At 42.4% G+C, this 12,003-nt stretch carries 10 protein-coding genes; 9 read left to right on the top strand and 1 reads right to left on the bottom strand.

The window, feature by feature from the left end; translation table 11 throughout:
* Positions 1 to 260 precede the first annotated feature (260 nt).
* From glyQ to HMPREF2685_RS01640, 4 genes are all read left to right on the top strand, one after another.
* Entirely contained in the window at positions 261 to 1,178 is a 918-nt protein-coding gene (gene glyQ / locus HMPREF2685_RS01655) for a glycine--tRNA ligase subunit alpha (protein WP_002886077.1), read from the top strand.
* Positions 1,179 to 1,460: 282 nt separating this feature from the next.
* On the top strand, positions 1,461 to 3,497 hold the full coding sequence (glyS, locus tag HMPREF2685_RS01650) for a glycine--tRNA ligase subunit beta (RefSeq protein ID WP_070464898.1): 2,037 nt from the start codon (positions 1,461 to 1,463) through the stop codon (positions 3,495 to 3,497).
* 32 nt (positions 3,498 to 3,529) lie between these two features.
* Entirely contained in the window at positions 3,530 to 3,787 is a 258-nt protein-coding gene (locus HMPREF2685_RS01645; protein WP_003010384.1) for a DUF896 family protein, read from the top strand.
* A gap of 163 nt (positions 3,788 to 3,950) precedes the next feature.
* Positions 3,951 to 5,333, top strand: coding sequence for an amino acid permease (locus HMPREF2685_RS01640; RefSeq protein WP_049485559.1), 1,383 nt, complete (start codon positions 3,951 to 3,953; stop codon positions 5,331 to 5,333).
* 101 nt (positions 5,334 to 5,434) lie between these two features.
* On the opposite strand, the gene HMPREF2685_RS01635 is transcribed toward HMPREF2685_RS01640, so the two are convergent.
* Positions 5,435 to 5,614, bottom strand: coding sequence for a hypothetical protein (locus tag HMPREF2685_RS01635; RefSeq protein ID WP_042759811.1), 180 nt, complete (start codon positions 5,612 to 5,614; stop codon positions 5,435 to 5,437).
* A gap of 150 nt (positions 5,615 to 5,764) precedes the next feature.
* On the opposite strand from HMPREF2685_RS01635, the gene rsmH reads away from it, so the two are divergent.
* From rsmH to HMPREF2685_RS01610, 5 genes are all read left to right on the top strand, one after another.
* Positions 5,765 to 6,715, top strand: a complete 951-nt coding sequence (gene rsmH, locus HMPREF2685_RS01630; protein ID WP_024054758.1) for a 16S rRNA (cytosine(1402)-N(4))-methyltransferase RsmH — start codon at positions 5,765 to 5,767, stop codon at positions 6,713 to 6,715.
* Positions 6,716 to 6,726: 11 nt separating this feature from the next.
* Positions 6,727 to 7,062 carry a cell division protein FtsL gene (gene ftsL, locus HMPREF2685_RS01625; protein WP_003003929.1) on the top strand — a complete coding sequence of 112 codons (336 nt, stop codon included), beginning with the start codon at positions 6,727 to 6,729 and terminating at the stop codon, positions 7,060 to 7,062.
* A complete protein-coding gene (gene pbp2X / locus HMPREF2685_RS01620) occupies positions 7,055 to 9,337 on the top strand; it encodes a penicillin-binding protein PBP2X (RefSeq protein ID WP_070464895.1) in 2,283 nt (760 codons plus the stop codon). The genes ftsL and pbp2X overlap by 8 nt, the downstream gene beginning before the upstream one ends.
* A gap of 1 nt (position 9,338) precedes the next feature.
* Positions 9,339 to 10,340: a phospho-N-acetylmuramoyl-pentapeptide-transferase gene (gene mraY, locus HMPREF2685_RS01615; protein WP_070464892.1), complete on the top strand. Its 1,002-nt coding sequence runs from the start codon at positions 9,339 to 9,341 to the stop codon at positions 10,338 to 10,340.
* A gap of 126 nt (positions 10,341 to 10,466) precedes the next feature.
* Positions 10,467 to 11,810 carry a DEAD/DEAH box helicase gene (locus HMPREF2685_RS01610; RefSeq protein ID WP_070464890.1) on the top strand — a complete coding sequence of 448 codons (1,344 nt, stop codon included), beginning with the start codon at positions 10,467 to 10,469 and terminating at the stop codon, positions 11,808 to 11,810.
* The last annotated feature ends 193 nt before the right edge of the window (positions 11,811 to 12,003 follow it).

Below are 12,003 nucleotides of genomic sequence, written 5' to 3'. Positions count from 1 at the left end.
ACGCCCCTAGGTCATAGACTTAGGAGCAGAGATACGGTTCTTTTTGTATCCTAAGTCACAAGAAACTTTATGAATAAGGAGTATTCAATGTCAAAAAAACTAACCTTTCACTGCGTTAGTGGCAGATACCTCCTTACAGTCGGACTGCCCAACGCTCAGCATTAAGGTGCCTGAGCTAGACGCAGTACTAACTCGTCTTGCCTCGTATGATCAACGAGACAGACTCGTGTCGCAAGAAATTATAGAAAAAGGAGTAAATAATGTCTAAAAAATTGACTTTCCAGGAAATCATCCTTACTTTGCAACAATACTGGAATGACCAGGGTTGTATGCTCATGCAGGCTTATGATAATGAAAAAGGTGCGGGAACCATGAGTCCTTACACTTTCCTTCGTGCCATTGGTCCTGAGCCATGGAATGCGGCTTATGTAGAGCCATCTCGTCGTCCAGCGGACGGTCGTTACGGGGAAAACCCAAACCGTCTTTACCAACACCACCAATTCCAAGTGGTGATGAAACCATCACCATCAAACATCCAAGAGCTCTACCTTGAGTCATTGGAAAAATTGGGGATCAATCCTTTGGAGCACGATATCCGTTTCGTTGAAGATAACTGGGAAAATCCATCAACTGGTTCAGCTGGTCTTGGTTGGGAAGTTTGGTTGGACGGTATGGAAATCACTCAGTTCACCTACTTCCAACAAGTTGGTGGTTTGGCAACTGGCCCAGTAACTTCTGAGGTCACTTACGGATTGGAACGTTTGGCTTCTTACATCCAAGAAGTAGACTCAGTTTATGATATTGAGTGGGCTCCAGGCGTTAAATACGGAGAAATCTTCCTTCAACCAGAATATGAACACTCAAAATATAGCTTTGAAGTTTCTGACCAAGATATGCTTCTTGAAAACTTCGAAAAATTTGAAAAAGAAGCAGGGCGTGCTTTGGAATTAGGCCTTGTTCACCCTGCCTATGACTACGTTTTGAAATGTTCACACACCTTCAACTTGCTTGATGCACGTGGAGCAGTATCCGTTACAGAACGTGCCGGTTACATTGCCCGCATCCGTAACTTGGCCCGTGTCGTAGCCAAGACCTTCGTTGCAGAACGTAAGAAACTCGGTTACCCACTTCTTGACGAAGCCACACGCGCCAAACTCCTAGCAGAAGAGGAAGAATAAAGAGAGTTACAAGAATGGAAAATGGGCAAACAAAGTGAGCCCGTACGGCTACCCAGAGGCAAGTCGGAGACTTGCTAAAGGGATAGGCACCGCCGTACTGCTTGATGGGGATTTTTGAAACGTTAGGTTCAAAAATCAGTTGGCTAAATCCACTTTGATGAGACTGTTGGAAATCGATGTCAAAGAGACAGAAGATTTCCCTACAGCCTCACAAAGTTAGTTAGCGACGTCCCCGGTACCTAAGGTGCCTATCAAAAAGAAGAATTTTGTAAAGGAAAAAACATGACAAAAAACTTATTAGTAGAACTTGGACTTGAAGAGTTGCCAGCCTACGTTGTCACACCAAGTGAAAAACAACTCGGTGAGAAAATGGCAGCCTTCTTGGATGACAACCGACTTTCATACGAAAGCATTCAAACCTTCTCAACACCACGCCGTTTGGCTATCCGTGTGATTGGTTTAGCAGATCAACAATCTGATTTGACCGAAGATTTTAAAGGACCTTCTAAGAAAATCGCCTTGGATGCAGATGGAAACTTCTCAAAAGCGGCTCAAGGATTCGTTCGTGGGAAAGGCTTGACGGTTGATGATATCGAATTCCGTGAAGTCAAGGGTGAAGAGTACGTTTATGTTACGAAACATGAAGCTGGAAAACCTGCCAAAGAAGTCTTGGCTAGCGTTCCAGAAGTGCTTGCTTCATTGACCTTCCCTGTCAGCATGCACTGGGCTAACAACACCTTTGAATACATTCGCCCAGTTCACACCTTGATCGTTCTTTTGGGCGACGAAGCACTCGACCTTGATTTCTTGGATATTAAGTCGGGTCGTGTGAGTCGTGGGCACCGTTTCCTTGGACATGAAGTAGAAATTACCAATGCGGATTCGTATGAAGAAGACCTTCGCACGGTTTACGTGATTGCGGATAGCAAAGAACGTGAAAACATGATTCGTGAGCAAATTAAGGCTATCGAAGCAGAACAAGGTGTTCAAGTTCAAATCGAAGAAGGACTTTTGAACGAAGTCTTGAACTTGGTCGAATATCCAACTGCCTTTATGGGAAGTTTTGACACTAAATATTTGGATGTTCCAGAAGAAGTTTTGGTGACCTCAATGGAAACGCACCAACGTTACTTTGTTGTACGTGACCTTGATGGTAAGCTGAAACCAAACTTCATCTCCGTCCGTAATGGGAACGCTGAGCACTTGGAAAATGTTATCCGAGGAAATGAAAAAGTCTTGGTGGCACGTCTTGAAGATGGTGAATTTTTCTGGCGTGAAGACCAAAAACTTAAGATTGAAGACCTCGTTGCTAAATTGGCGAACGTGACCTTCCATGAAAAAATTGGTTCTCTTTCAGAACACATGGCGCGTGCGGGTGTTATTGCAGCGTCACTAGCTGAGCAAGCTGGTTTGACTGCAGAAGAAACGGCAGCCGTCGCTCGTGCAGCTGAAATCTACAAATTTGACCTCTTGACGGGTATGGTCGGTGAGTTTGATGAATTGCAAGGAATCATGGGTGAAAAATACGCCCTTCTCGCTGGTGAAGATGCTGCGGTTGCGAGAGCTATCCGTGAGCACTACCTTCCTGATTCAGCAGACGGAGCCCTTCCAAAGACTAAGGTTGGTGCCATTCTTGCCCTTGCAGATAAATTGGATACCCTTCTTTCCTTCTTCTCAGTTGGCTTGATTCCATCAGGTTCCAATGACCCTTATGCACTTCGTCGTGCAACACAAGGGATTGTTCGTATCTTGGATGCCTTTGGTTGGCACATCCCTATGGATGAGTTGATTGACAGCCTTTACGGACTTTCATTTGATAGCCTTTCCTATGACAATCAAGCAGAAGTGCTCAACTTCATCAAGGCGCGTGTGGACAAGATGATGGGACGCACACCAAAAGATATCAAAGACGCTGTTCTTGCTGGTTCAAACTTTGTCGTGGCTGATATGCTGGAAGCAGCTGAAGCTCTTTCAGAAGCTGCGAAGACCGATGGTTACAAGGCAGCTGTTGAATCCCTCTCACGTGCTTTCAACTTGGCAGAAAAAGCAGATGCTTCAGTAGCAGTCGACGCTAGTCTCTTTGAAAATGATCAAGAAAAAGCCCTTGCTAAAGCGTTTGAAGAGCTTGAATTGACCGGTTCAGCTAGCGACAAATTGGCTCAACTCTTTGCTCTGAGCCCAGTCATTGATGCTTTCTTTGACAATACCATGGTGATGGCAGAAGATGAGGCTGTTAAAAACAACCGTTTGGCCCTTCTTGCAGGTCTTGTAGCGAAAGCTAATAATGTTGCAGCCTTCAACCAATTGAACACAAAATAATTACTGATAACAGGTAGAAAGTAGGTCTTATTATGACACCTGAAAAAATCGCTCGAATCAATGAGCTGGCTAAAAAGAAAAAAACAGAAGGTTTGACTCCAGAAGAAACAGTGGAACAAGCAAAACTTCGTGAAGAATACATTGAAGGTTATCGTCGCTCCGTTCGTCACCACATTGAAGGTATCAAAATTGTGGATGAAGAAGGTAACGATGTAACACCTGAGAAACTACGGCAAGTGCAACGGGAAAAAGGTTTGCATGGCCGTAGTCTCGATGATCCTAATTCATAATCAAAAGAGTGCTGGAATAGACTCCAGCACTCTTTTGTATCTTTAAAATTCAGAATATTCTGGACCAGATTGACCAATTTTTAAAAACATGGTATAGTAGATTGTGTGAAAATTTGAAGTATACTTTTCTGAAAATGTACAGAAAAAGAATTGGAGTAATCATATGTCAAAAAAACATCATCCTGGTGAAGAAAACGAAAATGGGATGGTTCGTGGTCTGCAAAATCGGCATGTTCAGCTGATCGCTATTGCAGGAACCATCGGGACAGGACTCTTTCTTGGAGCCGGTCGTTCCCTTTCTTTGACAGGTCCCTCTATTATTTTAGTCTATATGCTAACTGGCGCCTTCATGTACTTGATGATGCGGGCGATCGGAGAGATGCTTTATATGGACCCTGATCAACACACCTTTATCAACTTTATCACCAAGTATCTAGGAAAAGGTTGGGGTTATTTTTCAGGATGGTCCTATTGGGTCTCCTTGGTATTTTTGGGAATGGCAGAGATCACGGCTGTTTCCAACTATGTCCAGCTTTGGTTTCCAAATTGGCCAGCCTGGCAGATTCAAATTATCTTTTTAGCGCTTTTAAGTTGTGTAAACTTGATCGCTGTGAAGGTTTTTGGAGAGGTTGAATTCTGGTTTGGAATGATCAAGATTGTCACGATTTTAGCCCTGATCGCAACAGGGATCTTTATGGTGACGACGAACTTTGAAACACCAGCTGGACACGCTAGTTTAACTAATATTACTAGTGGTTTTCAAATGTTTCCAAATGGTTGGGTCAAGTTCGTCATGGCCTTCCAAATGGTCTTCTTTGCTTATCAAGCGATTGAGTTTGTTGGGATTACCACTTCTGAAACAGCTAATCCTCGCCAAGTATTGCCAAAAGCTATTAAAGAAATTCCAATCCGAATTGTAATTTTTTATGTAGGGGCTTTGTTAGCGATTATGGCTATTTTCCCTTGGCAACAGCTTCCTGTCAATAAGTCACCGTTTGTAACGGTCTTTCAGATGGTAGGAATCAAGTGGGCAGCAGGATTGATTAATTTTGTTGTACTGACAGCTGCGGCATCTTCCTTGAATTCTACTCTCTATTCAACAGGGCGTCACTTGTACCAGATTGCAAAAGAAACACCAAACAGTAAAGTGATGAATCGTTTGAAACTGAATAGCTTATCTCGTATGGGAATTCCAAGTCGGGCGATTATTTTTTCTGCGATTGTGGTTGCTGTTTCAGCCTTTATCAATGTGTTGCCAGGTGTCTCAGATGCCTTTGCCTTGATTACGGCATCTTCTTCTGGTGTCTACATTGCTATTTACATTTTGACTATGCTTGCCCATCTTAAGTACCGTAAATCGAAAGAATTTATGCCAGATGGTTTTGTCATGCCAGCCTATAAAGTGTTGAATCCATTGACCATTGTTTTCTTCCTATTCGTATTCGTTTGCCTCTTCTTGCAAGAATCAACATACATTGGAGCGATTGGAGCAACCATCTGGATCATTCTTTTTGGGATTTACAGCAATTGGAAACATAGTAAATAAACCGCAAAACTCACCCGTAGGTGAGTTTTTATTTCTGAGCTAGTTTGCTTTTTTTAAGAAATTTCTTGGAGTGATTAAAAGAAAAACAGAGATGGAAGAAATTATTTTTCTTCCATCTCTGTTTTTTGTCCTTGAATGGCTTTTTTGAACCACCAAAGTGAGCCGACTAGGATCAGGGCAGCAAGCCAAAAAATCCAAGCCTCAATAGTGGTTAGAAAAAAGTAGAGAGCGATAGCATCGACCAATAAAAGTGGGATGAGAATCTGTTTTCTTATTTTCATAAGAATATTGTATCATAAATCCTAGAGGAAACAAGTGAAATCAAGCCTTTCTAGGTATTTTGTAGGATCCGAAAAGGTCCGATAGGATTAGTTAGTGAATTTTCTTTCAGGAGTGCATCTTGGTCCCATTTGTGGTAAAATAGTAAAGATATGAGTAAAGAATTTCATCATGTAACGGTTTTGCTTCATGAAACGATCGATATGCTGGATGTTAAGCCAGATGGGATCTATGTAGACGCCACATTGGGTGGGGCAGGCCACAGCGAATATTTGTTAACAAAATTAAATGAATCGGGCCATCTTTATGCCTTCGACCAAGATCAGCATGCGATTGAGAATGCTAAGATTCGTTTGGCACCTTTCATCGAGAAAGGCATGGTGACCTTCATTAAGGATAACTTTCGTCATTTGAAGGAACGTCTAAACGAATTGGGTGTGACTGAAATTGATGGAATCTGTTATGACCTAGGTGTGTCTAGTCCTCAGTTAGATGAACGGGAACGCGGATTTTCTTACAAGAAAGATGCGCCACTGGACATGCGGATGAATCAAGAAGCTTCCTTGACAGCCTATGAGGTCGTAAATAGCTACGATTACCATGATCTAGTCCGTATTTTTTTCAAATATGGAGAGGACAAATTTTCCAAGCAAATTGCGCGGAAAATTGAGCAAGCACGAGCAATTAAACCGATTGAAACGACGACTGAATTAGCAGAGATTATTAAATCTGCTAAACCAGCTAAGGAGCTCAAGAAAAAGGGCCATCCTGCTAAACAGATTTTCCAAGCCATTCGTATCGAAGTCAATGATGAACTGGGAGCTGCAGATGAATCAATTCAGCAAGCCATGGATTTGTTGGCCCTCGATGGTCGTATTTCTGTGATTACCTTTCATTCGTTAGAGGATCGATTGACCAAACAATTGTTTAAAGAAGCTTCGACAGTTGAGGTTCCAAAGGGGCTTCCCTTTATTCCAGATGATTTGAAACCAAAGATGGAGTTAGTCAACCGGAAACCTATTTTGCCAAGTGATGAAGAGCTTGAGGATAATAATCGATCCCATTCAGCAAAACTACGGGTTGCTCGAAAAATACACAAGTAAGAGGAATTGATATGGCAGCAAGAGATGAGAGAACAAGAACACAGGTACTGCAAGATCGCTTTCGCCGTTTCTCTAGAGTAGAAAAGGCTTTTTATGGGTCGATTGTCCTAACAGCTGTGATTTTAGCCATTAGTATCGTCTTTATGCAGACACGAATTTTACAAGTACAGAGTGAGTTGACTGATTTGAATACGGAACTAGAAGCCAAAAAGACGGAATTGGCAGATGTTCGTCAAGAGGTCAATGAATTAACACGTTATGACCGCTTATCACAGTTGGCTAGCTCCCAAGGAATGAAGCTGCAAAAAGAAAATCGAAAAACAGTGAGTGCAAGTAGTGATGAATAAATTTAAAAAATTTTTAATCAGGTATTCGATAAAGAAACGTCGCTTGCCGGATCAGAATCGAAAACAAGTTGGGAAAAATCTCAGTGTACTGGCGATTTTCCTCTTTTTTCTCTTTCTGATTAATTTTGCAATGATTATTGGGACTGACAAAAAATTCGGTGTGACCTTATCGGATCAAGCAAAAAAAGTCCATGAGGAGACGGTTATTGTTCCTGCAAAACGTGGAACGATCTATGACCGAAATGGAGCAGTAATTGCTGAAGATGCGACGACCTATAACGTTTATGCTGTTATTGATAAAAAGTACAAATCAGCAACCGGAAAAATCCTCTATGTAGAAGAGAGCCAATTTAAAAAAGTAGCAGAAATCTTTAAGCAGTACTTAGGGATGGATGAGGATTACGTCATTCAACAGTTGTCGCAAAAGAAATTGAAACAAGTTTCTTTTGGATCGAACGGAAACGGCATTACTTATAGTAATATGACAGCTATCCGTGAGGCCATGGAAGCAGCGAAGATTGAAGGGGTTGCCTTTACAACTAGTCCAAATCGAAGCTATAAAAATGGAGTTTTTGCCTCTCAATTTATAGGGCAGGCCTCTCTTCAAGAAGATAAAGAGGGGAATAAAACCTTGAAGGGGCAATCAGGAATGGAGAAATCCCTCGATCGTATTCTCGCTGGTCAAAATGGGGTTATCACCTATGACAAAGACCGAAACGGGAATATCGTTCCTGGTTCAGATAAGGTTTCTGTCAAAACAGAAGATGGGAAGGATGTATACACAACCCTTTCTGCGGAACTTCAAACCTATCTCGAAACCCGAATGGATGTTTTCCAAGAAAAAGTAAAAGGAAAGTATGTTAGTGCGACTCTTGTGAGTGCAAAAACTGGAGAAATCCTGGCGACAACGCAACGTCCATCCTATAATGCGGATACCAAACAAGGGTTGGATCTGAAAAACTTGAAAACCTGGAATACCATCCTTTATCAAGGTCAATATGAACCGGGTTCAACGATGAAGGTCATGTTATTAGCTTCGGCGATTGATCATGGAACCTTCCCAGCCTATAATGAAGTATACTACAGTAACGAACTACAAGTAAAAGATGCGACGATTCGTGACTGGGATGTCAATATGGGCTTGATGGATGGACGCTATATGAACATTGCTCAGGGCTTTGCCTATTCTAGTAATATTGGGATGACCAAGCTAGAGCAGAAGATGGGAAATAACGTCTGGATGAATTACCTCCACCGCTTCAAATTTGGTCTCTCTACCCGTTTTGGCATGGGCGATGAGAGTTTTGGAAGCCTTCCGGGTGATAACTATGTTACTCAAGCTATGTCTGCCTTTGGACAAGGGATATCTGTCACCCAAACGCAGATGTTGCGGGCCTTTAGTGCCATCGCTAATGATGGGCAAATGTTGGAGCCGAAGTTTATTAGTGCTATTTACGATAAAAAATCAGACACAGCCCGCAAATCAAAAAAAGAAGTTGTTGGAAAACCAGTTTCAGGATCAGCTGCACAACAGACACGGAACTATATGATCACCGTCGGAACAGATCCAGAGTATGGAACCTTGTACAGTGATGGACCCATCATTCAGGTACCCGGTCAAAACGTTGCGGTGAAATCAGGGACTGCCCAAATGGCGACAGATCAAGGATACTTGCAAGGAGAAAATGATTATATCAACTCGGTTGTAGCCATGACACCTGCAGAAGATCCTGAATTCATTATGTATGTGACGGTCCAACAACCAGAAGTGAAATTCTCAGCGACCAGCTGGGAAGAGCTGGTTAATCCTATTTTGGAAGATGCAGTTGCTTTGAAGGATGAATTGAATCTAGTAACGGAAACCAAGGCCTTGGATGGGGTCACCAAAGAGGCCACCTATAAGATGCCGTCGGCAGAATCCTTGTCGAAAGAATTGAAGTTGAAGCAGACCATCAGCCCAGGTGGCTTCGCAGATGAACTGCGGCGCAATCTGATCCAGCCTGTCGTCCTAGGTACTGGAAAAAATATTAAAAAGATGTCTGTTTCAGCAGGAACGAAATTAAAAGCAAATGAGCAAGTGTTATTGTTGACAGATGATTTGGATTCAGTTCCGGATATGTACGGATGGACCAAGGAAAATGTTGATAAATTTGCAGAATGGACGGGCATTGAGATCACCTATAAAGGGGAAGGTTCTCGTGTGAGCAAACAAAACGTCAAAGTAGAAACTGCTTTAAAGAAGACGAAGAAAATAACAATTACATTAGGAGATTGATATGTTACTTGCTACCCTAGTAGTATCATTTATACTGACGGTTATTGGCATTCCGGCCTTCATCCGTTTCTATCAACGAGCCCATATTTCAGGGCAACAAATGCACGAAGATGTGAAGCAACACCAAGCCAAGGCGGGCACTCCTACCATGGGTGGAGTGGTCTTCTTGATCACTTCTGTCTTTGTCACCCTGGTTTTTAGCTTTTTAACTGGGAACTTTACGCGACCTGTTCAATTGATTCTCTTTATTTTGGTCTTGTACGGAATCGTCGGTTTCTTGGATGACTTCTTAAAAGTTTTCCGTAAGATTAATGAAGGATTGAATCCTAAGCAAAAATTAGCCTTGCAATTGGTGGGAGGAATCATTTTCTATCTCTTTTCTGAACGCCATGGAGCCGGTAGTCTTCTCAATGTCTTTGGTTGGGATCTTTATTTGGGGCATTTCTACATTGTCTTTGCCTTGTTCTGGTTGGTTGGTTTTTCAAATGCTGTCAACTTGACGGACGGGATTGATGGGTTGGCAAGCATTTCGGTGACGATCAGTTTAATCGCTTATTCCATCATCGCTGTTTGGCAAAGACGAATCGATATCCTCTTTGTGACCATCAGTATGATTGGAGCTCTATTAGGTTTCTTCGTCTACAACCACAAGCCGGCCAAGATTTTCATGGGAGATGTTGGAAGTCTAGCCCTAGGTGGGATGCTTGCAACTCTATCCATGGCTCTCCACGTAGAGTGGACCTTGCTCTTGATTGGGATTGTCTACGTCTTTGAGACTAGCTCGGTCATGCTCCAAGTGTCCTATTTCAAATGGACCAAGAAACGGACAGGAGAAGGGCGCCGGATTTTCCGCATGACGCCTTTCCATCATCATTTAGAATTGGGTGGTTTATCTGGGAATGGACCTAAATGGTCTGAGTGGAAGGTCGATGCCTTTCTTTGGAGCGTCGGTGCAGGAATGAGTGCCTTGACTCTCTTGATCTACTTTTTGACCAATTCATAAGTCGTGAATCATAAAAGGTTGGGATGCTATCTCAACCTTTTTCGCTGGCTAGGAATTGCTGTCCAAAAGAAGAGCGGGAAGAGGACTTTTTTGATATAATAGTAGAGATGATGAAAGGATAAGAGAATGAAATTTACAGATTTTAAGTTTAAGGACTATATCCAAGAGGCCTTAAAAGAGATTAATTTTATCGAAGCCACAGAAGTTCAAGAAAAACTGATCCCGATTGTTTTAGCAGGTCGAGATTTGGTCGGTGAATCCAAAACAGGATCAGGGAAGACCCATACCTTCCTCTTGCCAATTTTTCAAACCTTAAATGAGGATAGTAGCCATGTCGAAGTGGTCATTACAGCGCCTAGTCGGGAGTTGGCCACACAGATTTACCAAGCGGCTCGTCAGATTGCTAGCCACTGTGAAAAGGAAATCCGGATTGCTAACTATGTTGGCGGAACTGATAAGGCCCGTCAGATTGATAAGCTCCAAGTGGCTCAACCGCATATCGTGATTGGGACACCAGGACGCATCTATGATTTGGTCGCTTCTGGAGACTTGGCTATTCATAAGGCTCACACTTTTGTGGTTGATGAGGCGGATATGACTCTCGATATGGGCTTTTTGACGACGGTAGACAAGATTGCATCCAGTCTTCCCAAGAAGCTTCAGTTTTTAGTCTTCTCAGCAACGATTCCACAAAAGTTACAACCCTTCTTGAAGAAATATTTGTCTAACCCTGTCATGGAGCAGATCAAAACCAAAACGGTAATCTCGGACACCATTGATAACTGGTTGGTATCGACAAAGGGGCGTGACAAAAACGAGCAGATTTATCAACTGACGCAGGCTCTTCAACCTTATCTGGCTATGATTTTCGTTAATACCAAAACGAGAGCAGATGATCTCCATGCCTATTTAGTGGCTCAAGGATTAAAAGTGGCGAAGATTCACGGAGATATCCCACCACGTGAACGGAAACGGATCATGAATCAGGTTAAAAATCTTGATTTTGAGTATATTGTGGCCACAGATTTGGCGGCGCGTGGAATTGATATCGAAGGGGTGAGTCATGTCATCAATGATGCTATTCCACAAGATCTTTCATTCTTCGTTCACCGTGTCGGTCGGACAGGACGCAATGGTCTACCGGGTGTCGCTATTACTCTTTATCAACCGAGTGATGATTCAGATATCCGTGAACTAGAAAAAATGGGAATTCGTTTCGTACCGAAAGTGTTGAAAAATGGGGTTATTGAAGATACTTATGATCGGGACAGACGAGCGAATCGTGAGAAAAAGCAAGAGAAACTCGACATTGAAATGATTGGTCTGGTGAAGAAGAAAAAGAAAAAAATCAAACCAGGCTACAAGAAAAAAATCAAATGGGCAGTTGATGAAAAGCGGAGAAAAGCTAAGCGAGCTGAAAACCGTGCGCGTGGCCGGGCGGAACGAAAGGCCAAACGCCAAACTTTCTAACCCCTTCTTTCACATGTTCAGAAGAAAACATAGATTTTCTTTAGGAACTCCATAAAGAAAAACTATTAGGAACTTGTCTAAAATTATGATAGACTAAATTTGAGTAGTCTATCATTTTTCTATTTCTGTAGCAATTTTTGGAATTCCGATAGTGAATATGATAGAATGTTTATGTTCGAGAAAGGAAGTAACA

The sequence above is a fragment of the Streptococcus sp. HMSC074F05 genome (genome assembly GCF_001808725.1).
GTDB classification, from domain to species: Bacteria; Bacillota; Bacilli; order Lactobacillales; family Streptococcaceae; genus Streptococcus; species Streptococcus parasanguinis_I.
The sequence above is the reverse complement of the archived record's forward strand: the minus strand, read 5'-3'. Positions and strand labels throughout refer to the sequence as shown.